The sequence below is a fragment of the Catenulispora sp. MAP12-49 genome (assembly GCF_041262705.1).
Taxonomy (GTDB): Bacteria; Actinomycetota; Actinomycetes; order Streptomycetales; family Catenulisporaceae; genus Catenulispora.
The window spans coordinates 113,697-139,643 of the sequence record NZ_JBGCCP010000021.1 but is presented as its reverse complement, the minus strand read 5'-3'; the positions used below and the strand labels follow the sequence as shown (position 1 = coordinate 139,643).

17 protein-coding genes are annotated in these 25,947 nt (G+C 70.4%); 4 read left to right on the top strand and 13 right to left on the bottom strand.

Annotated elements, in window-relative coordinates:
* Positions 1-41: 41 nt before the first annotated feature.
* A complete protein-coding gene (locus ABIA35_RS31860) occupies positions 42-710 on the bottom strand; it encodes an alpha/beta hydrolase (RefSeq protein WP_370360356.1) in 669 nt (222 codons plus the stop codon).
* Between the two features lie 115 nt (positions 711-825).
* Here ABIA35_RS31860 and ABIA35_RS31855 point away from each other — a divergent pair, with 115 nt between their 5' ends.
* Entirely contained in the window at positions 826-1,509 is a 684-nt protein-coding gene (locus ABIA35_RS31855; protein ID WP_370360355.1) for a TetR/AcrR family transcriptional regulator, read from the top strand.
* Here the strand turns inward: ABIA35_RS31855 and ABIA35_RS31850 are convergent.
* From ABIA35_RS31850 to ABIA35_RS31835, 4 genes are all read right to left on the bottom strand, one after another.
* A complete protein-coding gene (locus ABIA35_RS31850; RefSeq protein ID WP_370360354.1) occupies positions 1,487-2,575 on the bottom strand; it encodes a GNAT family N-acetyltransferase in 1,089 nt (362 codons plus the stop codon). The two genes, ABIA35_RS31855 and ABIA35_RS31850, sit on opposite strands and share 23 nt — an antisense overlap.
* Before the next feature lie 194 nt (positions 2,576-2,769).
* Positions 2,770-4,908, bottom strand: coding sequence for a glycoside hydrolase family 2 TIM barrel-domain containing protein (locus ABIA35_RS31845; protein WP_370360353.1), 2,139 nt, complete (start codon positions 4,906-4,908; stop codon positions 2,770-2,772).
* 667 nt (positions 4,909-5,575) lie between these two features.
* Positions 5,576-6,967, bottom strand: a complete 1,392-nt coding sequence (pntB, locus tag ABIA35_RS31840) for a Re/Si-specific NAD(P)(+) transhydrogenase subunit beta (RefSeq protein ID WP_370360352.1) — start codon at positions 6,965-6,967, stop codon at positions 5,576-5,578.
* A gap of 1 nt (position 6,968) precedes the next feature.
* The gene (locus tag ABIA35_RS31835) at positions 6,969-8,504 is read right to left on the bottom strand and encodes a Re/Si-specific NAD(P)(+) transhydrogenase subunit alpha (RefSeq protein WP_370360351.1); all 1,536 of its coding nucleotides are present in this window, start codon (positions 8,502-8,504) and stop codon (positions 6,969-6,971) included.
* 707 nt (positions 8,505-9,211) lie between these two features.
* Between ABIA35_RS31835 and ABIA35_RS31830 the strand changes: the two genes are divergently transcribed.
* From ABIA35_RS31830 to ABIA35_RS31820, 3 genes are all read left to right on the top strand, one after another.
* The gene (locus ABIA35_RS31830; RefSeq protein ID WP_370360350.1) at positions 9,212-10,153 is read left to right on the top strand and encodes a caspase domain-containing protein; all 942 of its coding nucleotides are present in this window, start codon (positions 9,212-9,214) and stop codon (positions 10,151-10,153) included.
* Positions 10,150-10,707: a hypothetical protein gene (locus ABIA35_RS31825; RefSeq protein WP_370360349.1), complete on the top strand. Its 558-nt coding sequence runs from the start codon at positions 10,150-10,152 to the stop codon at positions 10,705-10,707. Before ABIA35_RS31830 ends, ABIA35_RS31825 begins: the two co-directional genes overlap by 4 nt.
* A gap of 291 nt (positions 10,708-10,998) precedes the next feature.
* Positions 10,999-12,978 (top strand): hypothetical protein, encoded by a 1,980-nt coding sequence (locus tag ABIA35_RS31820; protein ID WP_370360348.1) that lies wholly within the window; start codon positions 10,999-11,001, stop codon positions 12,976-12,978.
* 28 nt (positions 12,979-13,006) lie between these two features.
* Here ABIA35_RS31820 and ABIA35_RS31815 read toward each other — a convergent pair whose 3' ends face one another.
* The 8 genes from ABIA35_RS31815 to ABIA35_RS31780 all read right to left on the bottom strand — a co-directional run bounded on the left by ABIA35_RS31815 (position 13,007) and on the right by ABIA35_RS31780 (position 25,941).
* A complete protein-coding gene (locus tag ABIA35_RS31815; RefSeq protein ID WP_370360347.1) occupies positions 13,007-13,219 on the bottom strand; it encodes a hypothetical protein in 213 nt (70 codons plus the stop codon).
* A gap of 183 nt (positions 13,220-13,402) precedes the next feature.
* Positions 13,403-13,651, bottom strand: coding sequence for a hypothetical protein (locus ABIA35_RS31810; protein ID WP_370344345.1), 249 nt, complete (start codon positions 13,649-13,651; stop codon positions 13,403-13,405).
* Between the two features lie 66 nt (positions 13,652-13,717).
* On the bottom strand, positions 13,718-16,318 hold the full coding sequence (locus ABIA35_RS31805; RefSeq protein WP_370360346.1) for a caspase domain-containing protein: 2,601 nt from the start codon (positions 16,316-16,318) through the stop codon (positions 13,718-13,720).
* Positions 16,319-16,353: 35 nt separating this feature from the next.
* Complete coding sequence (locus ABIA35_RS31800) at positions 16,354-19,365, bottom strand: AAA family ATPase (RefSeq protein ID WP_370360345.1); 3,012 nt, start codon at positions 19,363-19,365, stop codon at positions 16,354-16,356.
* A 181-nt stretch (positions 19,366-19,546) separates the two neighbouring features.
* Positions 19,547-20,590 (bottom strand): hypothetical protein, encoded by a 1,044-nt coding sequence (locus tag ABIA35_RS31795; protein WP_370360344.1) that lies wholly within the window; start codon positions 20,588-20,590, stop codon positions 19,547-19,549.
* Between the two features lie 406 nt (positions 20,591-20,996).
* Positions 20,997-23,966 (bottom strand): AAA family ATPase, encoded by a 2,970-nt coding sequence (locus tag ABIA35_RS31790; protein WP_370360343.1) that lies wholly within the window; start codon positions 23,964-23,966, stop codon positions 20,997-20,999.
* A complete protein-coding gene (locus ABIA35_RS31785) occupies positions 23,951-24,685 on the bottom strand; it encodes a 4Fe-4S single cluster domain-containing protein (RefSeq protein ID WP_370360342.1) in 735 nt (244 codons plus the stop codon). Before ABIA35_RS31785 ends, ABIA35_RS31790 begins: the two co-directional genes overlap by 16 nt.
* Positions 24,682-25,941 (bottom strand): hypothetical protein, encoded by a 1,260-nt coding sequence (locus tag ABIA35_RS31780; protein ID WP_370360341.1) that lies wholly within the window; start codon positions 25,939-25,941, stop codon positions 24,682-24,684. The genes ABIA35_RS31785 and ABIA35_RS31780 overlap by 4 nt, the downstream gene beginning before the upstream one ends.
* Positions 25,942-25,947: the final 6 nt, after the last annotated feature.

The window sequence follows — 25,947 nt, the reverse complement described above, 5'->3', positions numbered from 1 at the left end:
TCCAGCCGCACGGATGATCGAAGCGTTTTCCGCGTAAGCGGTCAGTGCCCGACGATCTCGTCCAGCAGCGCCGCGAGCTCGGCCGGCTGGGAGAGGAACGGCGAGTGGCTGGTCGCCATGCGCCGCACCTGCTTCGTGTGGGCCGACATCTCTTCCTGAAGGTCCACCGGCAGGCTCGCGTCCTGCTCGGTGACGATGTACGCCGACGGGATGGTGTGCCACGCCGCCGCGCTGACGCGGTCGACCCACGGCTGGACGCGCTGCTCGACGAGGTCGGCGATCGCCTGCTCGGCGAGGGGGCCGGGGACGTCGGCGTAGAGCTGGGCGCGCGGGTCGTCGCCGATCGGGAACAGGCCGTCGGTGTCCTCGGGGTCGGGGATTCCGTGGATGGTGAACATGGACTCGCCGGTGTCCGGGACGTAGGCCGCCAGGTATATCAGGTGCTGGACGTTCGCCAGCCCGGCGGCGCCCTGAGTGACGGGGATGCCGCCGTAGGAGTGCGCCAGTACGGCGACCGGGCCGTCGACCGCCTCGATCGCCGCGCGCACCGCCGCGGCGTCCTCGGCCAGGCCGCCGCGCGGGTCGGGGCCGGCGGTGGGCAGGTTCACCGTGGTGCTGGGGTGGCCGAGGGCGTCGAGCTCGGCGCACAGCAGGTCGAAGGTCGAGGGGCGGTGCCAGGCACCGTGGACCAGGACGAAGGTGGTGGTCATGAGCGGGTCTCTCCCGAGGTACGTCGGCTTGATCAGTGGCCCGGCCGAACTGACTCGGACAGTCAGTCGGACAGTGTGTCCGACTCAGCGTACCGGCCCGGCGTAGAATTCCCGCATGCCCTCCGTCACCCGACGTCTCGCGGCCGGCGCGAAGCGCCGCTCCGCCATCGACACCCAGATCCTGGAGACGACGGAGCGGCTGCTGGCCGACGGCGCGAGCTTCACCGAGCTGAGCATGCAGCGCCTGGCCGCCGAGGCCGGAGTGGCCCGCTCGACCTTCTACCTGCACTTCCGCGACAAGACCGAGCTGTTGCTGCGGCTCATCGAGAACCTCGCGGACGGCGCCTTCGACCTGATCGCGAGCGCGCCGCCGGTGGACGGCCGGGACGGCTTCGTCGAGGCGATGGTGCGCGACGTCGCCTACTACCGGGAGCGACGCCACCTGCTGGCCGCGGTGCTCGAGGTGACCGCCTACGACGCGACCGCGCGCGAGGTCTGGAACGGCAAGCTGCAGCGCTTCGTCGACCAGGGCGAACAGTGGCTGCGCGTCGAGCAGCAGGCCGGACGCACCGCGCCGGACATGGACGTGGCGACCGCCGCGCGGGTGTTCGTCTGGGGCGGGTTCCAGGCTTTGGCGAACCAGGTGCTGACCGGGGATCCGGAGCAGGACGAGATCGTGGCCAGGGAGATCGCGCTGCTCGAGTGGTACGGGGCGTTTCGGCGCCCGGCCGGTACTACTGCTGCTACTGCTGCTACCGCGGCTACCGCGGCTACTGCTACCGGTACAACCAGCGCTTGACGGTTTTCGCCGCGACGCAGCGGCTGCGGATCGCCCAGAGTCCGACGGCGCCCCACACCCCGTCCGCCAGCACGATGCGGACGCTTTGCGCCTCGTTCGGGTGCAGCCGGTACTTGTGCGCCTCGCCACCGCGGAGCAGCGACATCTCCGGAAGTCCTCGCTCGGTGGTCCATGCCATCGCGGTGCGCGTGATGGCGAGGAACACGTCTATTCGGGACCTCGTGCTCGGCAGGTAGCCGTAGAGGTACCGGCCGACCATGGACCGGCCGACGATGAGGAAGTCGGAGGCGACATGCTCCACTTCGAGCGTTTCCTTGTTCTTCAACGAGAACTCTGCGAGCACGGCTTGGAAGCCGCAGCTCTCCCCCGCCTCGTTCGAGGCTTGCAGAACGGTGGTGAGATGGCACCTGAACCGCTCGGTCAGGTGCTCGGAGTTGACCGGACGATCGGCCCACTGCCGGCGGTGCAGGTCGAGGAACCTGGCCATCGCGTCCTCGACCTCGGTCACCGGCACCAGGCGCGCCTCCACCCCGACCCGGTCGAGGTCGCGCAGGCTCTTGCGCAGCCGCTGCCGGGTCTTGGCGGCGTCGATCGCCTCGACGTGCTGCTCCATCGGCACGCCGGGAAAGGACAGGCACGTCTCGCAGTGGATCTCGGTCGACCTGCTCCCCCAGGTGTCGCGGACCCGGGCCAGGACGCTGTCCGGGCGCACCTCGGGGAAGTCCAGCAGGTCGAAGCACACCTCGTCGCGGATCGCCGACGCGAGCCGGTCGACGATCGTGCACGCGTCCGGCACGCCGTCACCGGAGTCGTCGAGGAGAACGTCGCAGAAGTCCGATTGGTCCACGCCGACGGGGCGGAGCACCCGCCACAGCCGCAGCCGAGTGAGCACGAACGCTGCGGCGGCGACCAGAACGCCCTGGTGCCGCACCCCGACCACGCACAGCCGACCGCTCGTGGCCCCGTACCACCGGCACCACGACGAGAGCCAGATGCGGGACTGGAACGGGGTCGCCGCCGAGCAGCGCAGGAAGAGGCGGTCCCAATCCTGCCCGAGGACGTCCAAAGCATCGGCTCCCCAGGTGACCTCCGCGGTCCAGTCTGGATCCCGTTTGGCCGATGCCGACGCCACTCCTACCCCCAGTTCAGATGCCGCCCCCTCCGGGCAGGCGGTTCATCCTAGGGGTGTGGTCAGTGATGTCGCGATAAAGAGGCGTAGTGATTTCGGTCTAGTCAAACGGTATGAGGCGCCGTCCACTGCTACGTCGTGAGCGTCCAGACCACAGAGTCGGTATACGTCGCCCCGCCTATGGAGGCGGTGACGGAAACCGTGTTGGCTCCCGGCCTCAGGGTCACACCGGTCCACCTGAAGATGTGGTCGGAGCCGGCCACCGTCCCCAACGAGGCGCCATTGAGGGTGGCCGTGACTTGCGCGGCGTTGGAGTAGACCTTGATCTCGGTCGCGGCGTCGGTGCGCGTCGTCCAGCGGCGGCTGGTGATGTACAGGGTCGGCGTCGCGGCCCAGTTGGCCTTGTACCAGTAGAACGCGTCCTTGCGGGTCGCGCGGTCGCGGGTGACCAGGCCCTTGTCGTTGATCCCCGGCTGGTCGCCTTCGTTGCGGGAGTCGGAGGCGAAGTCGAACATGGTCCAGACGAACGTGCCCCAGACGAACGGCCGGGCGGCGAGTTCCTTCCAGGACGCCTCGTGCAGCAGCGACTGGTACTCCTCCGGGTGGTACTGGCCTCCGGGGGTCGGCGGGGCGGGATTGAGTGCGTGCTGGGTCGTGTTCGCGCCGGCGCCGTACTCGGAGACGGCGAAGGTGCGGGCCGGTTCGGCCTGGTGCAGGCTGTCGGCCCAGGGGCCCAGGTCGTTGTAGGAGCCTCCGTACCAGCCGTAGTACTTGTTGAAGCCGGTGGTCTGCGCGTGGCCCGCCACCCCGGCGTCGTTGCCGAGGTCGTTGGCGTAGGTGCTGATGCGGTCCGGGTCCTCGGCGGCGACCAGGGCGGCCAGGTTCGCCAGCAGCGTGTTGGTGGGGGTGTCGTCGCTGCCCTGCTCGTTGCCGATGCTCCAGAAGGCGATCGAGGGGTGGTTGTAGTTCTGCCGGATCAGCTCGCGCAGCTGGTTCTCCGTGCTCGCGGTGAACGCGGCGGAGTTGGTGACCGCGTTGACCAGGGGGACTTCGGCCCACACCACCACGCCCGCGGCGTCGGCGAGGTTGTAGTCCTTCTGATCGTGCTGGTAGTGCGCCATCCGGATGGCGGTGGCGCCGAGTTCGGTGATGAGCGACCAGTCCTGCGTGTGGTCGGCGTCGTCGACCGCCCAGCCCACGACGGCGCGGTCCTGGTGCAGGTTGATGCCGTGCAGGCCGAGGTGCGCGCCGTTGAGGGTGAACCCGGTGGCCGGGTCGAGGCTGAAGGTGCGCAGGCCCAGCGGCTCGGTGACGACGTCCGTGACCGTGCCGGCGGCGGCATCGTGCACCTCGACCGTCGCGCTGTACTGATAAGGATCGGCCAGGCCGTTCCACCGCCGCGGGTTGGCGATGGTCACCGTCTGCACGATGTCCGCTTCGGAGGCGGCGCCGATCGTCTGCGGCGCGCTGCTCCGGTCGGCCACGATCGTTCCGGCGGCGTCGGTGACGACGGCGCGTACCACCAGGGACCGGCTGGTGGTGTTGTTGTTGAACACTTTCGCGGTCACATCGACGGTCGCCGAAGCGGCGGTGATACTCCGCTGCCGCAGGTAGATGCCGGGTCCGGCGTAGTCGAGCATCCGCATCCCGAGCTTGTCGACCGCGTAGAGACTGACGTTGCGGTAGATGCCGCCCTGGAACGTGTAGTCCGCGCTCAGCGGCGCGATATCAGGGTTCGAAGCATTGTTGACCTTGACGGCTATCACAGCATCCTGACCCGGAGTGAGCACGCCGGTTACGCCGAAGCGGAAGCGCGAGTAGCCGCCCTGATGCTGACCGAGGTGGGTGCCGTTGACCCAGACGTCGGCGACTTGGTTCACCCCGGCGAACTGCAGGAACAGCATCTGCCCCGCCAGGTTCGACGGCACCGTGACGTGCCTGCGGTACCAGCCGATGCCCCGGTAGTAGTTCCCGCCGCCGTCCGCGCCGTCGACGGCGTTCCAGGTGTGCGGGGTGTTGATGCTGCTCCACGCGCTGTCGTTGAACCCGGGCGCTTCGGCCCCGGTGACATCGCCCTTATTGAACTTCCATCCGGAGTTCAGGTCGATCCGGGTCCGCAGAGAGGGCGGGGTGTAGGTCGCGGCGGTGGCCGCCGCGCCGGAAGCGGAAGCCGAAGCGGAAGCCGAAGCCGTGCCGCCGGCGGCAAAGGTGGCCAGGACGCCGCCCGCCACACCACCGAGCACCACTCGTCGGCTGGGGTGTTCGCTCATGGTGCGCCCTCCCTGGAGCTAGGGAAGCGTTCATATATATGAACGCCGATTGGCATGGTGAAACAGGCAAGCGTTGACGTTAGGACCGAAAACGGCCGCGGTCAACCCCGCGGACTGTTCGAACCTGTTGCCTTGTGTTGACTATTGACCGTATATAGCCGCGACAGTACTCTGCGTTACACCGCTGCCTCGCAGGATCGGACGACACCTCTCCGAGGAGCTTCCCCATGCCTGGATTCAGCCGTCGCACCTTCGTCAAAACCGTCGGAGCGGGAGCCGCCGCCGCCCTGCCGGCGGGGAAGGCGCCCACGAAGGCCACCGCCTCGGCCGTGCCGGCCGTCCTGGGCGAAACCGTCAACGCCTCGGGCACCTGGCAGGTGACGGCCTCCGCCCTCGGCTGGACGTTCAGCGGCTCGGTCGGTTCACCGGCGACCGGCATCACCACCGCTTCGGGGACCGACGTCCAGTCGGCCGTCATCTTCACCGACACCTACGTGAACGCCGCGGCCTCAGGAACGTGTCGGGGTCGAGGATCGGTGAGATTCTCGGCCCGGCTGTCAGCGGTCGGCTGGTGGTTTTTGGGAGCTTTAAAAAGCCTTCAAAACCCACCGGCCGACCGCACCAGCGCCCCCAACCCGACCCACACACACGTCAGGGGCGCCTGTTTTCACAGTGCCCTGAGGATGTCCTCGACACGGTCCTTCGCGTCGCCGAACAGCATGGCGGAGTTCTCGCGGAAGAACAGCGGGTTCTGCACGCCGGCGTAGCCGGAGGCCATCGACCGCTTGAACACGATCACGTTCTCGGCCTCCCACACCGTGAGGACCGGCATTCCGGCGATCGGACTGGTCGGGTCCTCGGACGCGGCGGGGTTCACCGTGTCGTTGGCTCCGATGACGAGCACGACGTCGGTCTCGGCGAAGTCCTCGTTGATCTCGTCCATCTCCAGGACGATGTCGTAGGGGACCTTGGCCTCGGCCAGCAGCACGTTCATGTGCCCGGGCAGGCGGCCGGCCACCGGGTGGATGCCGAAGCGGACTTGGACGCCCTTGTCGCGCAGTCGGCGGGTCAGGTCGGCCACGCCGTACTGGGCCTGGGCCACGGCCATGCCGTAGCCGGGGGTGATGACCACGGTGCGGGCGCCGCGAAGCAGATCGGCGGTGTTGTCGGCGGTGATCTCGCGGTGCTCGCCGTAGTCGCGGTCCTGCGCGGGGCCCGCCTCGATGCCGAAGCCGCCGGCGATGACGGAGATGAACGAGCGGTTCATCGCCTGGCACATGATGTAGGACAGGTACGCGCCGGAGGAGCCGACCAGGGCGCCCGTCACGATCAGCAGGTCGTTGTCGAGCAGGAAGCCGGAGGCGGCCGCGGCCCAGCCGGAGTAGCTGTTCAGCATCGACACCACCACGGGCATGTCGCCGCCGCCGATCGAGGCGACCAGGTGCCAGCCGAGGGCGAGCGCCAGCACGGTCAGCACGGTCAGCGCGAGCGCCGAGGGGTGGACGACGTAGACCACGGTGAGCACCGCGAACGCCGCCAGCGCGCCGAGGTTGATCAGGTTCTTGCCCGGCAGCATCAGCGGGCTGGAGCCGATGCGGGCCGACAGCTTCAGGTTGGCCACGATCGACCCGGTGAACGTCACGGCGCCGATGAACACGCCGACGGCGACCTCGGCGGAGTGGATGCGGGACAGCGATTCCAGGGCGTACGAGGGATGCTCGAGGTGGCCCGACCAGCCGACCGCGACCGCGGCCAGGCCCACGAACGAGTGCAGCAGCGCGATGAGCTCCGGCATGCCGGTCATCTCGACGATCTTCGCGCGCCACAGTCCGATCGTCGCCCCGACGGTGATCGCGGCGAAGAGCAGGACGACCGGCAGGGCCTGGTCGGCGTTCTTCACCGCGAGCCACACGGTGGCGGTCAGGGCCAGCGCCATGCCGATCATGCCGAAGCGCAGTCCGCCCCGGGACGTCTCGTGCTTGGACAGTCCGGCCAAGGACAGGATGAACAACAGGGCGGCGACGATGTCCGTCGCGCCGACGACCGAAACCACGGACATCTCAGTCGTCCCCCTTGCTGAACATGGCGAGCATGCGCCGGGTCACCGCGAAGCCGCCGAAGATGTTGATGCTGGCCACCAGGACGGCCAGCGCCGAGAGCACGGTCACGGCCCGGTCGTGCGAACCGATCTGCACCAGCGCGCCGACCACGACGATCCCGGAGATCGCGTTGGTCACCGACATCAACGGGGTGTGCAGCGCGTGCGCCACGTGGCCGATCACGTAGTAGCCGATGACGATCGCCAGCATCAGCGTCGAGAAGTGCGCCGGGATCGGCGCCGGCGCGGTGGCCAGCACCAGGAGGAAGACCGCGAGGCCGCCGCCGAGCAGGCCCCACTTCACCGCGGGGCTGGTCGGCTTCCGCGCTTTCGCCGCGGCCGGTGGTGGTGTGGTGGCTGGCGTCGGAGCCGGGCTCGCGGACACCTGCACCGGGGGCGGCGGCCAGGTCGACTCGCCCTGCCGGACCACGGTGATCGAGCGTTGCACGACGTCGTCGAAGTCCAGGACGAGCTCGCCGTCCTTGGCCGGCGTCATCAGCTTGAGCAGGTTGACCAGGTTGGTGCCGTACAGCTGGGAGGCCTGCGCGGGCAGCCGTCCGGCGAGGTCGGTGTAGCCGATGAGGGTCACCCCGTTCGCGGTGACGACGGCCTGGTCCTTGACGGTCCCCTCGACATTGCCGCCGTTGGCCGCCGCCATGTCGACGATCACCGACCCGGCCTTCATCGAGGCCACCATCTCCGCGGTGATGATGCGCGGCGCCGGACGGCCCGGGATCAGGGCCGTGGTGATGATGATGTCGACGTCGCGGCACTGGTCGGCGTAGAGCTGCGCCTCCAGGGCCTTGTAGTCGGCGCCCATCTCCTTGGCGTAGCCGGTGGCCGACACCTCGACCTCGGACGAGGTGATCGACAGGTACTCCCCGCCGAGCGACCTCACCTGGTCGGCCACCTCCGGACGCGGGTCGGTGGCGCGCACGATCGCTCCCAGCGAGCCCGCCGCGCCGATCGCCGCGAGGCCCGCGACGCCGGCGCCCACGACGAGCACCTTCGCCGGCGGGACCTTGCCCGCGGCGGTGACCTGGCCGGTGAAGAACCGGCCGAAGCTGTGCGCCGCCTCCACGACCGCCCGGTAGCCGGCGATGTTCGCCATCGACGACAACACGTCCAGGGACTGGGCCCGGGATATCCGCGGGACGGCGTCCATCGACAGCGCCGTGATCGGGCGCCGGCCCAGGTCCTGGACCACCTCCGGACTCAACGCCGGTGCCAGCAGCGCGATCACCGTCGCGCCCTCCTTGACCGCGTCGAGCTGGGCCGCGGCCGGCGCGTTGACACCGAGCACGACATCGGCGCGCTCCACCCCGCTGACGATCGCCCCCGCCTCGACATACGCGCCGTCGAAGAAACCGGACGCCTCCCCCGCACCGGGCTCGACGGCCACGCGGTATCCGAGCTTCAGCAACTGCTCCACGGTCGCCGGGGTCGCGGAGACCCGGGTCTCCCCGACGCGCGCTTCTTTGAGGACCCCGATCAGCACGGCGGCTCCCCGAACGCACTGCCGGCCAGGCCGATCGAGGATGGTGCGGTGGCGACTGTGACGGCTTCGATCATCGTTGATCCTCCACGGGAACGGGATGGACGTACGCGAGCTGACGATCAGGGCGACCCGCCGACTACTTTCCCCGACGCCGTCCGCCTTCGCCCAGGTGGGGGACGTGTGAGTTCGGTCATGCCCACCAGCGCGCCGCCGGGTTCGCGCGGGTCCGGAATGCGGATCGCGGCCGCGTGGTGGAGGAACATCTGAAATGCCATGCCCGGTGTGGAGACGGCGTAAAAGTCATCCCGGCGTTGTCTAGCCCGTTCTTCGATAGGATGCGGCGTCGTCAAGCATGTAAGAAGCCTGTTAAACCTCGCCGCGGGCCTCACAGGCGGCAGCACGGCCGAGCCGGCCGGCTAGCACAAGCCGTATATCCCGAAAGAGGACCGGTCCTGTCGGGACGGTTCTACGCTGATACCACCTGAACGGAAGTATGTGTCGGATCGATCCGATACCTACTCGCACAGACGCCGTCCGTCAGTCCTGTCCATGAGGACTCGGGGCTTCTGCGATTCTCATCCGGGCTTGCGCGACCGGCAAGGAGTGTGCGGCGGATGGGCGATGACGATGGCGCCGATCGTCGGCCGCGGGATCTGGGACCCGCGTGCGGCCTCGGTGCGGGCCAGCTCGCAATGGGAGGGCACGGCATGAGCCGAGCGCTGCTCGTCGGTGTCGACCAGTACGGCGACGCCAGGGATCTGTCCGGCTGCGCCGCCGACGCGGGCGCGCTGGAGCCGCTGCTGGCCCGGCATGAGGACGGCACGCCGAACTTCGAGTGCCGGACGGTGCGCGGGACCGTGCTGCGCGAGGCGCTGCTCACCGATCTGGACGCGCTGCTCGGCCCGGGTGCCGACTTCGCGCTGTTCTACTTCGCCGGGCACGGCCGGGAGGCACACGGAGACGTCGCGCTCGGGACCACCGACGGGACCGGGGCGACGTCGGGGGTGGCGTTCCGCGAGGTGCTCGAGCGCATCGGGGCCTCGGCCGTGAAAGAGGTGGTGGTCATCCTGGACTGCTGCTTCGCCGGGGGCGCCGGCACCATGGCGCTGCTCGACAGCGGCGCCGCGGTGCTGCGCTCGGGCGTCTCGATCCTCGCCGCGAGCCGCGGCGACCAGGTCTCGTGGGAGAGCCGCGGTCGCGGGCGGTTCTCCGTGTTCCTGGAGGCCGCGCTCGACGGGGGTGCGGCCGATGTGCTGGGGCACGTGACCGTGGCCAGCGTCTACGCGTTCTTGTCCGAGTCCTTCGGCGCCTGGGATCAGCGGCCCACCTTCAAGGCCAACATCGAACGCCTGCACCCGCTGCGCCACTGCCGGTCCGCCGTGGACGTCAAGACCCTGCGATTGCTGGTCCAGTGGTTCCCGACACCCGACCACGTCCTCCCGCTCGATCCCAGCTACGAACCGGACGCCCTGCCGCGCGACCCGGTCCACGAGGCGGTCTTCGCCCAGTTGCAGGCGTGCCGCGCGAGCAAGCTGGTCGAGCCGGTCGGACACCAGCACCTGTACTTCGCGGCCATGGAGAGCCTGGGGTGCCGGTTGACCGCGCTCGGACAGCACTACTGGCACCTGTCCGATCGGGGATACCTGTGACCACGATAGGCCTGACCGGCCATCAGGTGATGCCGGCGGTGGCCTTCGCGTACGCCGAGAACGAGCTGCGGCGCCTGATCGCCGAACAGCGGGACCTCCAACGGGACCTCCAGCAGGACCACCGGCAGGACCACCGGCAGGACCACCGGCAGGACCCGCGGCAGGACCCGCGGCAGGATCTCCTGGGAGTGAGCTGCCTGGCCGCCGGGTCCGATCAGCTCTTCGCCCGGCTCCTGCTCGAGGCGGGAGGCGTCCTGCACACGGTGATCCCGTCTCACGGGTACGAGCAGACCTTCGGCCCCGCGGACCTGGCCTCATACCGCCGACTGAGCTCGGCCGCCGCGCAGACCGTCGTGCTCGACTTCGACGAGCCCGGCGAGACCGCGTTCCACGCGGCCGGCCGCCACATCGTCGACCGCTGCGATCTGCTGCTGGCGGTCTGGGACGGCGAGCCCGCCAGGGGCCTGGGCGGCAGCGGGGACATCGTCTCCTACGCCCACGACGTGGGCCGTCCCGTCACGGTCATCTGGCCTCGGGGTGTACGCCGGGGCTGAGCAGCCGGCCGCACCACCGCGCCTCGTCCGTCAGTACTCGGCGCGGGAGAACGCCGAAGAACGCCGAAGAACGCTGAAGAACACAGAGCAAAACCACGAGCTCGATCGATGAGTGCTGCGCCGTTTCGCGCCGCCCCGGGACGGGTTGGGAGCTGTCTGGGCATGGGAACCACACTGAGCAGTCGGGCATCGCGGAATCGCGGACTCCGCAGGCGCCTGTTCACGATCGCCGCTCTGTCCTGCTATCTCGCGAGTGCCGGCCTGGCTCTCCTCGGTGCGATCTTCGGCCCCATGTTCATCGGCAAACGCCCGTCGACACTGGACGGACCGTTCACGGGTCCGCCGTTCTATGAGGTCGTGCTGCTGGACCTCGCGCTGGCCGGGATCTGCTACGGGATCCTCAGGCTCGGCACGCTCGCCGACGGCGCCTACTTCCGGTCGATGTCGGGGAGGCCGAAGTCGGAGAGGCCGAAGATCCTCGGAAGGCCTTCCACGGCGAGCAAGCCCCCGGTACGCAGCAAGCCGCTGCGGATCGGAGGTATCAGCCTGCTTCTTCTCGCCGTGGCGGCGTTCGTCCTCGGGTTCCAAGAGTCGTTGCTCACCACCGATGACGGTGGCTCCATGTGGCTCGTCAATGTCGGCATCGGGATGTGCAGTGTTCCCATCGGCTGGTACGGCGGCCTCATGCTCAAGGCCGCCAGGCGCCCGAGCAGGTTCGGCGGCCAGGCCGGGCCGGGCGGCGGCGCCGTGTCCGGAACGGCGGCGATCGGCGGCGCGGCGCTGTACGCACTGTGCTGGTTGCTCCGTGTACTGGGCTGCCTGGTGGTGTTGCTCGGCGCGCTCTTGCTCGGCATCACCGTCTGTCTTCCTGGTCCCGGTCGGCTCGCGTTCTTCGAAGGCCTTCTCATCGAGGCGTTGATCGCGCTGCTGGGCGCCTCGGTGTTCCGGTCGGGGACCGCCGCGAGGAACGCGGCCAGGCGACGCTTCGGACTCGCCATCCCGGTGACCGCGCCGGATGGCGTCCGGCTGCCCCGGTCCCAGCGGTTGCGAGGCAGGATCCGGTGGGTTGCCCGCGTCATCGGGCTGACGCTGGGGGCGACGTGGGTGCTGGGCGGAGTCCGGCTGTTGCCCGGCGACCTGTTGCGAGCGGTATCAGCGCTCGGAGACGTCGCGATCATCGGCTGCGGCTGTGCGATCGTCTGGCTCATCGGACTGCCGAGCCGACCGTCACGGGCCACGGATGTGCCGGATGGGGACGGCGTCTCCCGGCCGCACCAGTACCGGGTCCGAGGCCTGATTCTTCGGATCCTGGGGTTGGCGATGCGCATCGGCGGGGCCGTGGTGCTCCTCGTCTCGGTCATGGCGATGCGGATGGGCGGCAGTATCGGACGGATGATCGACCACAACGCGCTTCCCGGTTACGTGATCGACGCCGTTTTTCTCGTGACCGGCTGCATGAGCGCCGTGGTCATGCGGCTCGCGTCCCGTCCCACGATGCTGGCGAACCGCTATCTGGCCAACATCGTGACCTCGGCGCAGGGTCTTTCCGCGGGCTCGTATGTGCTGTATCTGAGGCCGTTCTACCAGGACGTCAAGTCATCGGGACACATCCCCGGGAAGCGCGACCAGAACTTCTTCAACAACCCCGTGTCCTGGATCCTGCAATCGGACCGCAGCCACGAGGAACGACTGGCCGCGCTCTTCTCGGAGTTCGGCCCGCTGCTCGCGGTGGGCAGCCCCGGCGAGAAGGTGGCCGGCGGCGCGGGCGCGCTGCGGATGTACCTCCCGCTCGACAACTGGCAGGGCACCGTCGGCAACCTCATCGACGGCGCCAGGCTGGTCGTCCTCGGTACCGGCCCGGGGCCCGGGACCATGTGGGAGTACGTGGAGGTGCTCCGGCGCAGCCACCCGACGAAGCTCGTACTGCTGATCACCGACCCGATCGAGTACAAGCGCTTCAAGGCCTCGAGCATCGCCGAGGCCGAAGGGGTGCTGCACGAACTCAAGAGCCGTTACGGCCCGTCCTGGGAGGCGCCGCTGCTGCCGGAACTGCCGGTCTACTCGGCGACGAAGGACGACAAGGCCCTGTGGTTCCGGGCGATGATCTACTTCACCGACGACTTCGAGCCGCATCTGGTGCTCCTGAACCTGCCGAAGGCGACGGGGAACTTCCGGATCGACAACGAAGCGGTCAAGACGCGCCTCGCGCCGGTGATCGACCATCTGCGCGGCGGACACCTCTTGTACGTACCGGAGGAGTGGATCTCCTAGGCTCCCATCCGGATCCGAAGCGGCGGTGTCACCGTCCGCGGTAGATCAGGGCACTCCCATCCTCGTCGGCCGAGGCGGTCGCTGCCGGCAACCGGGCGGCCAGCAGCGGCGGCAACACAGCGGGATCGGGCTCGCGAAGCCATCTGCGCACCGCTCTGACCGCTTCGGCCGGTGTGCGGCCGCAGTCGGCGAGTTCCGCGTGCAGCAGGAAGGAGGCCACGGCCGCGAGGCCCTCGGGCACCGGCCGCCGCCAGCCGATGACACCGGTGAATCCGGCGGTGAGCAGAAGTCCCCCGCGCCGGCGATGGCCGCGTAGACCTCGTACTTGTCCGCGTCGATCGACATGACACATCTCCTGTCGGCTGGGGAGCACACGCAGCGGTCCGGTCACCCGCCCGGGGCGACCGGACCGGCGCTGGAGTGCTCAGCCGGAGGTCTCGCTCGGCCGCGGGTCGAGGCAGGCGTCCAGGACCACGCTGGTGAGGGTGCGTCCGTTGACGATGATCTCGACCCGGCGGCGCTTCTGGTCCAGGACCGCGATCCGCGCGATGGTCCCCTTCTCGAGCGCGGTCTCGATCTGGTCGAAGATCTTGGCCGCGTCCGCGTCCGGGGGCAGGATCCACTCCGCACCGTCCACGATGATCTGCTTGTCGGTGCTGTGCAGGCCGGTCATCTTCTGCTTCCTTCCGTTGGGCGAATCACGATTCCCCGTCTGCCCGCCAACTGACGGACAGCCGGTTCAGGACACGTCGTCGATGCTGTAGGCGAAGGAGAAGTCCTGGACCCGGCGCACTCCCTGACCGGGATGGCGCCCGACGCCGAACCCCTCGGCGGCGAGCATCGAGCCCCGGTACAGGCCGATGACGTCGCTCACCGTGCCGCGCAGCAGCCGATAGGCGACGTTGACGACCACGGCGCCGACGCCCACCATGGCCGCCGCGGCGGCGGCGTAGGGCAGGCCGGTCATCGCCCCGCCCATCTTCGCCAGGGCCTCCTGCATCTCGAACGCGGCGACCTCGTCGCTGAGCAGTTCGCCGAGGTCCACGGCGTCGGGCCGGTCCCGGGACACCCACAACGCGATGTCCAGGTACTCCGCCGCCGAGCCGTGGTAGACCAGCATCCGGTCCAACGGAAGCGGCTCTCCGTCGCGGATGCGGGAGAACCGCTCGGTCCGCGCCTGGAACGCCGGCCGGGGCGAGTGCGGCTCACCGGTCAGCACGATCGCGTCGATCCGGACGTCCGCGCCGCCGAACCTGGCCCGGTTGCGGTGGATCACCAGCTCGTCCAGCCGGACCGCCACGGCGCTCGGGACCGCGGTGGTGCTCGGGCCGCTCGCGCCGCTCGGGTTCTCCGCGCCGTCCGGAGTCTCCGCGCCGTCCCAGGTATGCACGCGGGCCGTCGGTCCGGCCGGCTGCGAACCCGGCATCTCCTCGATCAGGAACCCGCCGGTCCCGGCCGCGGGCTCCAGCTCGAACTCCACCTTCCGCACGTCGTAGCGGACGGCCGAGCTCGCCACCCCGCGCAGGTCCCGGGTGCGGCCCGTGGCGATCTGGTCCAGCACGACCGACAGCGGCGAGGCCTGGGCGGCGGCGGATTGGGCGGCGGAACGGGCGATCCCCGGCTGGGACAACGTGCTGAAATCCTGAGGTTCGGACGTCAGGAAGATCAGCACGGTCTCCACGCGGGTGTGCACCGGGTCCAGGCCGTCCGGCCAGTCCAGGGGTACGCCTGCCAGGACACCGGTGATGTCGTCGAAGCCGTACTCATGTTGTTCGCCACGGGCCAGACGGACGCCGGACGGCGCGAACTCGGTCATGACAAAGATTTTTCCGGCGATGCCGATGTCCACGAGCGTGACGTACACGGGGGTCTCGCCATCATTACGGACACTGATATAGACCGGTTGGCCTGCCTCGACCAGCGCGCCGGAAGCCCGCAGGGGTCGGCGCTCGCCACCCTGCACCAGCCCCCATTCACACGTCACCGAGGCATTGAGCGACCAGCGGGTGTCGGCGTCCAGGCCGCGCAGCGCCTCGGCCCGGGCCAGCCTCTCCAGGTCGCGGACCGCCTTGGCCAGGCCGGCCTCGCCGCTGGGCCGTGGCTCATGCAGCGCGCCGACGCGGTCGGCGACCGTCACGGCACCGTCATCATCGATCCGCAACCGCGCGGCCCATGGTTCGTCGCCGGCGGCCGTTCGGAGCAGTGGCGAAGCGGCCAGCGCCCGGACCAGCTCCGCGTCATGCGAAATGTCCGGAGGTACCGAGACCACGAGCTTCGGCGCCGCCGCGGTGATCCGGCGCGCCCGCGCGCCGATCGGCACCTCGGTGGTTCCGGCGGCGAAGGCCACCTCGCCCTGTGCGGAGAACGGTCCGACCCGGTCCACCGTCAGGTCGCCGATCGTGTCCTGGGCCGGCGACAGGACGGTGAAGGTGTCACCCTGGCGGACCCCGAGCAGCGGCGCGCAATCGAGCCGAACGCGTCCGTCGCCGACGACGGTGACCGGAAGCGAGTCGAGACGGTCGTCCTCCTCGGTCTCGAACAGCAGCCGGCGGGAAGGGCCCTCAGCCTCGGGGCGCTGGCCCGACACCAGCGAGGAGACCCGGAGCCGCACGGCGTCCAGCAGCGTCGCCCAGCTGACGCGCTCGGTCCCCGCCGCCTTCAGCGCCAGGGTGAGGGCTTCGGTCATGATGCCGATCTGCTTGCCGCCCATGCCGGGGTACTCGTAGGACAGTTGTTCGGGCGCGCAGGCCACGATCCGCACGGCGTCGGGATTGCCGGTGGCCCGCACCAAGTCGGTGCGCAGCCCTTGTTCCCGCATCTTCTCGATGTGGGTGCTCAGGTCCCCGTAGGTGGTCGTGCGGGAGGTGGCCTTCACCCTGAGCCGGTCGTCCCGGGAGATCCGCCCGGAATGACAGCAGTCGAATATCGCCACCGCGTTGTCCGTCCGCGCCGTCAGGCGGGCCAGCAACACGGAGAGCTCCACCGATGTGATGCCGCGGAAGTCGTCCGGCCCGGACTCGTCGAAGTCGTAGGGGACGATGAACTGAAGGTCCATCGGTTCGGGCCCGGACCCAGATCTGGACCCGGACCCGGCAGCCGGCGGCAGGGCTCGGCCGCCGTGGCCGCTGTAGTAGACCACCGCCGCTTCCCCCGGTGCGACTGAGGCGATCAGCCGCTCGTAAGCTTCGAGGATCGCGGCCCGGGTCGCGTCCTTCCCGGTGAGCGGGGGTTCGACGGTCAGACCCCGCGCGGACAGCGCCTCCGCCATCGCCGCGACGTCGTTCTCGACCCCGGTGAGGCTCTCGACGGCGCCGCCTATCAACAGCGCTCTTCCAGACATGGTGTCTCCATTCACTGCGCGGGAAACAAGCGGCGTCAGTCGCCGGTCGGCGCCGAGCCCGTGAGGTCCGGGAACAGGCCCAGGGCGAAGGCCTTGGAGACGGCCGCGGCTCGGCTCTGAACTCCGAGATTCAAGAAGATCCGGTGGACGTGCGTGGCGACCGTCGCCTCCTGGATGCCCAGCTTCCTGGCGATCTTGCGGTTGGTGTCGCCGCCCGATACCAGCATCCTGAGGATCTCCAGCTGCCGTTTTGTCAGGCCCGGATCCTGTGGCACCGCCACCGCCACCGGCACCGGCGTCGCGGACGGCGGATCAGGCTCGCGGACCGGGCCGAGCGCCAAGTCCTCCACAGCGGACAACAACGGCTTCGCGCCCAACCTCGCGGCCGTCTCGGCAGCCGCCGTCGCCGCCTCGGTCGCGGCCACCCGGTCCCCGGCGGCCAACCTGGCGGCGGCTTCCCTCCAGTACGCGTAAGCAGCCTGATACGGGCGGCCCATCTGTGCCCAGGCCTTCGCGACATCGGCCCACCGCGGGCCCGAGTCCTTGCCCAGTGCCCGGCAATACTCGGCCTGGCACAGCTGGAGCAGGATCGGGATCTCGTCGATCTCGGCCCCGGCGGCGGCCTGTCTTCGCGCGGCCTTGATCAGATCCACACCCATGGCCCCGCCGTCGGATGTCAGCGCGGCACGGTCCGCCGCGGCTCGCAGGCCGATGGAGTACAGGCGCAGGCGCACCAGGACGTTCTCGGTGTCCGCGACCGCGGCCAGGCCCCGGTGGACCGCGTCCAGGGCCCGGGCCGGCACCTGCCGCCAGCAGTGCAGGTCGGCTTCGCACGCGTACAAGGCGGCGACAAATCGCGGATCGGCGATCCGCTGGTCGCCCACCTCACCCATCAGCCGCTCGGCGTCGGCGTCCAGACCGCGGGCCACGCTGAACTCGGCCAGGGTGAGCCGCAGATAGGCGCTCTGCTCGACCCGCGGCCGGCTTGCCATCACCCGCCCCAGGAGCTCGGCGACTTCGTCCCACCGGCCCAGCGCCATCAGCGAGACACCGGCGTTGTTGGCCAGCACCAGGGCCAGCCGGTCGTCCGTCAGCCCGAACGCCTGAGCGCGCTGCAAGCCGGTGAGCGCCTCCTCGACCGAGCCGGCCAGGTCTCCGGCCAGCTCCAGCGCCACGGCGAGATTGCCGTACGCACGCAGGAGATCCTCCACATGGTCGGCCTGGTCGGCGAGCGTCACCGCCCGACGCAGCCGCGGCTCGCCCTCCTCGGCCCGGCCGAGCAACGCCAGCGCGAGGCCCGCGGCGTTCAGCGCCCGGCCTTCGGCACCCACGTCGCCGATGCTCTCGGCCAGCTCGACCGCTCGTCCGGCCCGTCCCAGCGCGGCATGGTACGAGCCGGCGCGGATCTCGGCCATGGCGAGTCCGACCAACGCTCGGGCGTGCGCCGCACCGCGAGGCGCGGCCTCCTCCAGAAGCCGCACGGCCTCGGTATAAGCCGCCTGGCTCTCGACCGTCGCGCCGGTCTCCCAGTGGTAGCTGCCGAGCCGCTCGTACAGCTCTCCGAGCCGGCGCGAATCGCCCTGGAGCACGACGGCGTCGATGGCCTCCTGGACCCGGGTGACAGCCCGGGACAGGTGCCCCGCCCACCGGGAAGCCTCCGCCGAGGCGGACAGAAGGCCTTCGCGGGAGTGGCCGGCCGACTGCTCCGCATCCGTCACCTGGCCCCACAAGACGTCCAGGACCCGGCCGAACTGGCTCTCGGCTTCGTGGAACGCCCGCCCCCGCATGGTCGCCTCGCCCGCGCGAACCGCCGTGGCCAGGGCCTCGGCGCGGCGGTCGGCGCGGAACCAGTGATGGGCCAGCTCGACCGCGGCTCCCCCGTCGTGCGCCAGGCCCAGCCGGCCGTCCGCGGTCATCGCCTCGGCCATCCTGGTGTGCAGACGCCTGCGCTCGCCGATGCCCATCTGCTGGTAGACCGCCTCGCTGAGCAGCGCGTGCTGGACGGTGTAAGCCTCCTGGTCGATCGGGTCCAGCACGAGCATGCCCTGGTCGCGGCAGTCCCGCAGGGCGTTGTCGAGAATATCGTCGGGGAGCCCGCACACGGCCTCCAGGAGGCGGTCGTCCAGCCGGCGGGCGGCGGCCGCCGCGACCTGCATGACCCGACGGGCCGGCTCGCTCAGCGTCGCGATGCGTGTCAGCATCAGTTCGTTGATGGACTCCGGGACCCTGCTGGCCTGCGGGCCGGTCAGGGTGCCGGAGAGCACCAGTTGTTCGGCGAAGTAGGCGTTGCCTCCGGACAGCTCGTGGCAGCGCCGCGCCAGGTCCCGGTCGGGCGGCGCGGAGGTGTCGGGCAGGAGCTCGCCGATGAAGTCCGCGAGTTCGTCCTCGCTGAAGGTGCGCAGCGCCACCGGATGGACGTGCCGATGGAATTCGGGCTCTGCCAACAGCACCCGGAGGGCGTGCCCCGGAAGGAGTTCCGCACGATGGCTGCACACCAGCAGCGCCCGCTCGCTGGACAGCCTCCGGGCCAGGAACGAGACGAGATCCAGCGTGGACTGGTCGGCCCAGTGCATGTCCTCGAAGACGAGCACCACCGGCGCGCTGCGGCCGAGGTGTTCGAGCATCCGGAGCACGGCGCCGAAGACCCGCAGCTGCCCGGAGCCGGACGGCACGGCGCCGGGCACGGCGGCGGCCGCCGTACCGGTGAAATCGGAGACCAGGTGGGCCAGATCGTCCCACGCGGAGTCCGTGACCTCCGCCCTGATCTGCTTCTCGCCGCGGTCGCGCACCAGCAGACGTAACGACTCGACCAACGGCGCGTAGGGGATGAGTCCCCCGCCGAGCTCGATGCACGCACCACGCAGGACATGGGCCTGGTGGTCCTTCTCCGCCCGTGCCATGAACTGGGCCACCAGCCGGCTCTTCCCCACACCGGCCTCGCCGCCCAGCACCACTGTGGCTGCCCGGCCGCCTGCCGCCTGGTCGAGCAGGACCTTCAGTCGCTGCAGTTCATGGTCGCGTCCGACGAATCGTTCGGCCGTGGTCATGGCGCCATTGTGGCGCGCTCCCGCACCGCGCCGGTACTCAATGGCTGATTCTGGTGTATGTACATGGAGATGCTGAACAATCGGCCTCACGGCGCTCCGGCGGCGATAGGCTGGCCGGTCGAGCTGGGTGGTGGTCGTCATGAAGTTCCTCCCAGCCAGTCGCTGACGGACAGCCGCGGGGCTACCCTTCGGGGGCGTCGCGACCGCCCCCATCCTGCGCCATCGCTTCCAGGACCGGTCCTATGAGCACCTCGACCACCCGGTCCAGGGCTTCGGGATCGGCCAAGAGGCGGGCCACCCGCTCGTCGGTGTCCGGGGCGCAGCCCGGAGCACAGCCAAGGTCCTCAGATCCGGTGCCCACACCGAAGACGAGGCCGAGGACCTCGACCACGGCCGTGCGCGGGTCGTCGCCGGCCAGCATCCGGGCCTCGACCGCGTCGATCACTTCCGAGGCCAGTGCGCGCAGATTCGCCTCGACCGACTCGTCCGGTCCGGCACAGGACACATAGCCGGGCTCGTATACGCCCTCTCGATCGGCACGCGGCGCGCAGGCCGGCGGCGCCTGCTTGCGGCCGAGCGGACGCTCGACGTACTGCTCGTACCAGTCCGGGTTCGTCCTCATCGCCGACAGCACCAGCTCGACGTCGGTCGCGACCTGTCGTTCGGTGACGCCGGAGTCGCCGGTGGCCGCCGCGCGCCGGTCGGCCCACGTGCCCAGGGGCCAGAGCCCGCCCGCCACCGCGGTGGGCACGCCGACCCACATCAGGATGTCCAGTGCCAGGGCGCGCAGCCACGGGTCGGGGCCGAGGGCGGTGCCCAACCAGGCGGGCAGCCGGGGCCGTTGCAGCGCGCCCCGTTCACCGCGGCGCCGACGGTTGGCGTCGACGGTGACGGCGTTGAGCCGGGCGGCCATCCAGCCGCCGAGGTTGCCGATCCGCCGGTCGGCGTGCTTGACCAGGTCGGCCAGGACGGCTTCGACGTCGTCCTGGAAGCCGTCATGGCACTCGGGCAGGAGCAGCTCCGGGGCCACGGCACACCGGTGGTGTCCGCGGCCGCGCTCCAGGCGGCGGGTCAGGCGCTCGTAGACGACATCCGCGACGATCCGGTACAGGACCGGGCTGGCGGTGGCCGGGTGTTCCGCCAGATAGGCCGACAGCGCGCCTTCCCGGGCTGCCTCGTGGATTTCCAGTTCGACCTTTTCCGGTTCCGGGCTCTCGTCGGCCATGCGGCTTCTCCATTCTCCTTCTGCCGCTTCCGGAGGCCGTTTCAGGGGATGCCGAAATCGCGCGCCGTACCTGCGGCGGTGCGCGTGAGACCAACAAGGGGGGTCCGGAAGCCGGGACTCGGATTCGTGATTCCGAAGTCATTTCACGATATTGAGCCGCGAACTATCCGGGCTAGCGGTAAGAGCAAAGTCACTAAAGACTGTGTACGTGCTTTGCGGCCGGCGACGGGCCGAGTACACAGGTCCACGGGCCGAGTACACAGATCCATTACCCGCCGTCGAAGAACGGCTTCGGCACCCGCATGATCTCTGACGGACGAACAGGGTCCCGAGTCCCGAGCCGGTGGCCCGGCTCGGGACCCTCCCCGTTCTTCTCAGTCGCCCGCCGACGCGAGGGGATCGTGCATCAGGCGACGCCCAGTCCCAGTCGCTCGATCAGCCGCGCCACCTCGGCCCGCAGCGGTTCGGCGCCGAGCCGGGACGCGGTCTGGACGGCCTGGAGCGCGGGGGCCGCAGCCCCAGGGTCCTGCGATCCCGCACGGTCGGCGGCGCGCGATCCGGCGGCGGCCTGTCGCCAGCGCGCGTAAGCCGCCGGGTACGGCCGCTCCATGGCGTCCCAGCCGGTGGCGACGGTCGCCCACCGCTCCGCCGTGTCGGTGCCGGCGGCCCTGTGATGTTCGGCGACACACTGGCGGCGCAGAACCTGGACCACCGCCATGTCGGGCCGGTGGGCGGCTTCTTCGACCGCGACGGCGATCAGCTCCCCGCCGGACGGCGCCGCGGCTTCCGCCGGCCGCGCGCGGTGGTCGGCTGCGGCCCGCAATCCGACGGCACACAGCCGCATGCGCATCAGGATGTCGTCCGTGGCGCCGAGGCCGCGGTGAGCCGCGCCGTACGCCAGGACGGGTCGACCGCGCCAACACCAGAGCTCTGATTCGCAGAAGTGCACCGCGGCGGTGAACCACGAGTCGGCGATCCGCCGTCCGCGCAACTCCTCGATCAAGCGCTCGGCGTCCGAGAACCGGCCGCGTTCCACTGCGATACCGGCCAGGATCAGCCGCAAGTGAGCACCGTGCTCCGCGCGGGTGTGCCCCGCGAGCTCCTCGCGCAGCAGTTCCGCGGCCTCGTCCCACTGGCCGAGCAGCATCAGCGAGGCACCGGCCCGGCCGGCCAACGCCGCTCCCTGCCGGGTGTCAGCCAGGCCCAGCGCCCGGGCGCGGCGCAGGCCCGCGCGGGCCTGGTCGGCCGATCCGGCTGTGTCACCGGCGAATTCCAGCGTCAGGGCCAGGTTGCGGTACGTGCGCAGCACGTCTTCCAGACGGTCGGCACGGTCGGCGACGTCCAGGGCATGGCGCAGCACCGGTCCGCTCTCCGTGGGCCTGCCGCACACGGCCAGCGCCACGCCGGCAGCGTTGAGCGCGTGGTTCTCGGCACCGGCGTCGCCGCAGTCGTAGGCGAGCGCCACCGCTTCCCGGGCCCGGTTGAGCGCGGTGAGGTGCGAGCCGGCCCGCACTTCGGACAGCGCCAGCCCGGACAGGGCTCGGGCGTACACCGCCTCGCGCGGCGCGGCCTGGGCCAGCAGTCGTACTGCCTCGGCGTAGGCGTGGCCGTCCGCGGGCATGGCCTGCGCCTCCCGCTGGTAGCTGCCGAGCCGTTCATACAGCTCCCCCAATTGGCGGGGATCCGCATGCGGGCCCGCGGCATTGACGGCCTCTCGGACGTGTTCCGCGGCCTGTCCGGGATGCCCGGCCCACCGAGCCGCGTCCGCGCGGGCGAGGAGGATCCGCTCACGGGAACAGCGCGCTGCGGCTTCGGGATCGGCCACCCGGTCCCACAAAGTCAGTACTCGTTGATAGTGACTCTCGGCCTCGTGGAATCCACGGATCCGCATGGCCGACTCACCGGCCCGCACCGCCGCTGCGAGCGCTTCGGGATGGCGGCGCGCGCGGTGCCAGTGGTGGGCGAGCTCGACTGCGGCGTCGCAGTCCTGGGTTGGACCGAGCGTGTTGGCCGCCAGCGCCTGAGCGATTTCGTCGTGGAGCTGCGACCGTTCCTGCGGCTCCATCCCGGTGTAGACGGCCGAGCTGAGCGTTGTATAGGGAATGGTGTAGCGGCCGTCGATGGAGTCGAGGACGATCATGCCTTGGCTATGGCACTCCCCCAGCGCTTCGTCCAGGACGCCGTCATCGAGCCCGCTCACCGCTTTCAGCACACGATCGTCGACTCGGTGGGCCACTGCTACGACGCGCAGGACGCGCCGCGCCGCTTCACTGAGCTGTGCGGTTCGAGCCGCCATCAGCTCATCGAGGGTCCGTGGCAAGACTCGGACGCGCGGATCGGCGAGCATCGTGGAAGCCACGAGTTGCTCGGCGAATAAGGCATTGCCCTGCGACGCCTCGCGACAGCGCCGTACGGCATCCAGGTCCATCAGCGCGGGTCCTCCAAGGAACGCGGACAACTCGCTCTCGGTGAACGGAGACAGCTCCACGTCGGTCACCTGGCGCCGGAATCCGGGCTCTGACAAAAGCGTCCGCAGTCCGTGACCCGGCGGCGCCGCCGAGCGGTGGCTGTACGTGAGGAGCGTCCGTTCGCCAACCATGGTGCGCGTCAGATAGGACACCAAGTCCAGCGTCGACTGGTCTGCCCATTGCAGATCCTCGATGATCAGCAGCACCGGAGCGGTGGCGCCGAGCTGTTCCAGCATCCGCCGCACCGCGCCGAATACCCGCGCCTGTCCCGGCACGCCGACGTCCGGTCCTGCGGCCGGTGTATCGGAGGTGTCCCAGAACAGCGCGGCCAGATCGTCCCAAGCCTGGCCGGCCGCCTGCCGCGCCGACCGCGGACCCCTCTCCCCCAGCAGCGTGCGCAGCGACTCGCTCAGCGGCGCGAAGGGCATGGCTCCCTCGCCGAACTCGGCGCACGATCCCCGGAGTACGTGGACGCCGAAGCCGCGGCGGGCTCGTTCGGCGAACTCGGTGAGCAGCCGGCTCTTGCCGACGCCGGCCTCCCCGGTGATCACGGCGCTGGCCGTCCGGCCCGAACCGACGTGCTCCAGCAGCTCCAGGAGCCGTCCGAGTTCGGCGGTCCGGCCGACGAAGGACGCGGCCGCCGCGGCGGCCTTGGCGAGTGCGGCACGCCGAGCTCGAACCGGGGCAGCGGGCCCGGGTTTTCGAGGTCCGCTGTGCGCCTCTGGCACCGCACGAGCCGAATTCAGCCGGGCCCGCCACGTGTCCACCACCGCGGCCAGCCGCTCCGGCTCGAGCCCCGCGGCGGCCGCACCGGACCACAGCAGGGTCAGTTCACGGGTGAGCGCATCGGTCATCCGGGCCCGGGCGGCGTCGCCGAAGCCTTCGAAGCGGGTCAGTCGATCGGACATGGCGGCGTGCCGTCCTCACTCCGGGCACCGTCCGGATTGTGGGAAGGCCGCCAGGTGACGTCGTCGACCACCACGCCGGCCCGGCGCAGGGCGCGATCGATGCGGCTCAGCGTGCCGGGCCGGGGCACACCGATGATCCAGACCCCTGATGTGTCCACGCGCAGTTGCAGCGCCGGCGACGCCACGCGCTTGTCCACGCAGGACTCGTAACGCCGGCGGCCCAGCTCGGTCAGCGGCTGCAGCCGCTGGTTCGCCGAGCCGCGCCAGATCAGATCGGTCGGCCGGCCGGCCTGGTAGCGGCCGGTGATCAGGGCGTCCGCGTACTGTGTCGCGGCGAGTTGGTCCCGGTCGAGTTCGTCGAGTTCGTATCCGGTGTAGAGCAGGACGTCGGGTTCGCCGTACCCCGCATCGGCGTACCCGTGGCCCGCTCGGACCTCGGCGGCGCGCCGCAGGAATTCCGCGAGCGGTCCGGGCTGCGCGAGCGGTTCACCGCCGCTGACGGTCAGCCCGGTGGCCCCGTCGGCCAGCGCCGCTTTCCACTGGTCGACCAGCTCGTCGACGGTGATCCGCACGCCGCCGGCCGCGTCCCACGTGTCGCGCGACATGCAGCCTTTGCAGGCCAGCGGGCACCCCTGCACCCAGACCCCGAGGCGGACGCCGGGACCGAGCGCGGTGACCGGGTAGTGGCTCCGGCTGATCCGGAGCGCCGGCGCGTTCACGCCGTCGTCCTGATGCCGCGCCGGTGCTGGACCGCCTCGGTGAACGCCGGATCGCCCTGGGCCTGCGCCAATGCCGCGTAGTAGGCGTTCTCCGCGGCCGCGTAGGCCTCGGTGATCGCGCGCTCCTGGTCGGCGGTGGCCGGGGCTCCGTTCTCCGGGTCCAGATAGCCCGGGTTGATGCGACCGGCGATGATCCGCATCACGGTCTCGAAGCGGTCGCGCCGGGCCCGCTGCCGCAGATAAGCCTCCTGATACGGGTGGCGCCTGGCCAGGCCGATCATGAAGGCCATGGCGCCGACCACGAACGACAGCCCGATGAACATGACCACGACGGTGGCGAAGGTGATGTGCGCGGTGTCCGGTCCGGCTTGGCCCGCCTGGAAGATCCGGGCCCTGATGAACCCCGACGCGGTGACCACGGTGAGCCAGGACAGCACCAGCGCCAAGATGGCGTAGCCGATGCGGCGGTCGGTACCGGTGGCCGCGCGGGTCCGCAGCACGGTCCCGGCGACGAAGGGGCCGAACACCACGATCCCGGACGTCGCCGCGGCCAGCCAGCGCGCGGTGCCCGATCCGGCCGGGTCCGTACCGGTGAACCGCTGGAACAGGGAGAACTCGACCCCGGCCTGGACGACGGCCAGACCGATCAGGATGAGCAGCCGCCATACGAACGGCAGCGGCGAGGACTCGCCTTCCCACGGAGTCTGGGCGGCCGGCACCAGGGGGTCGTCGGGGGTGTCGAGCGGGGTGTCGAGCGGGTTGCCGACCGAGTTGCCGAGCGTGGTGCCGATCGGGGTCTCAGCCGGCGCCGTGACGTCGTCCTCGGAGTCGACCAGGCCGCGCAGCCTGGCCTCCTCCTCGTCGGCTGCCAGGCCGGACATCCGGTCCTGGGCCACCGCCATGCGCTCGCGGGCCTCGTCGCGGCGGCGGCGGGCCACGGACACCCGGTCGTCGGTGAGGCGCTGCGCGGTGCGCAGCGACAGCAGCGCGGCCTCGCGCTGGTGGCGCAAGCCCCGGACGTAGTCCAGGTCGTAGTCCTCGGACTCGGTGTCGCCGGCCCCGCCGAACGACCACGGGTCGACCATCGCCGACCGCCCGTCCGCGGTGCCCCGGGCCGCGGCCAGGGCGATCAAACCGGCCCCGGACACGGCGGGCATGGCCGGCGCCGGCAGCGGGGCCGTGCGGCTCACGTCCAGGCCCCGGGCCGCGGCCCACAGCGACCACCACAGGCCGATCAGCCGTTGGAACAGGTTCACAGTCCC

Excerpts from the sequence above, each read along its gene's own strand:
- ABIA35_RS31860 (WP_370360356.1), bottom strand. The coding sequence starts at position 710 with ATGACCACCACCTTCGTCCTGGTCCACGGTGCCTGGCACCGCCCCTCG.
- ABIA35_RS31855 (WP_370360355.1), top strand. The coding sequence starts at position 826 with ATGCCCTCCGTCACCCGACGTCTCGCGGCCGGCGCGAAGCGCCGCTCC.
- ABIA35_RS31845 (WP_370360353.1), bottom strand. The coding sequence starts at position 4,908 with ATGAGCGAACACCCCAGCCGACGAGTGGTGCTCGGTGGTGTGGCGGGC.
- pntB (WP_370360352.1), bottom strand. The coding sequence starts at position 6,967 with ATGTCCGTGGTTTCGGTCGTCGGCGCGACGGACATCGTCGCCGCCCTG.
- ABIA35_RS31830 (WP_370360350.1), top strand. The coding sequence starts at position 9,212 with ATGAGCCGAGCGCTGCTCGTCGGTGTCGACCAGTACGGCGACGCCAGG.
- ABIA35_RS31820 (WP_370360348.1), top strand. The coding sequence starts at position 10,999 with ATGTTCATCGGCAAACGCCCGTCGACACTGGACGGACCGTTCACGGGT.
- ABIA35_RS31810 (WP_370344345.1), bottom strand. The coding sequence starts at position 13,651 with ATGACCGGCCTGCACAGCACCGACAAGCAGATCATCGTGGACGGTGCG.
- ABIA35_RS31805 (WP_370360346.1), bottom strand. The coding sequence starts at position 16,318 with ATGTCTGGAAGAGCGCTGTTGATAGGCGGCGCCGTCGAGAGCCTCACC.
- ABIA35_RS31800 (WP_370360345.1), bottom strand. The coding sequence starts at position 19,365 with ATGACCACGGCCGAACGATTCGTCGGACGCGACCATGAACTGCAGCGA.
- ABIA35_RS31795 (WP_370360344.1), bottom strand. The coding sequence starts at position 20,590 with ATGGCCGACGAGAGCCCGGAACCGGAAAAGGTCGAACTGGAAATCCAC.
- ABIA35_RS31790 (WP_370360343.1), bottom strand. The coding sequence starts at position 23,966 with ATGTCCGATCGACTGACCCGCTTCGAAGGCTTCGGCGACGCCGCCCGG.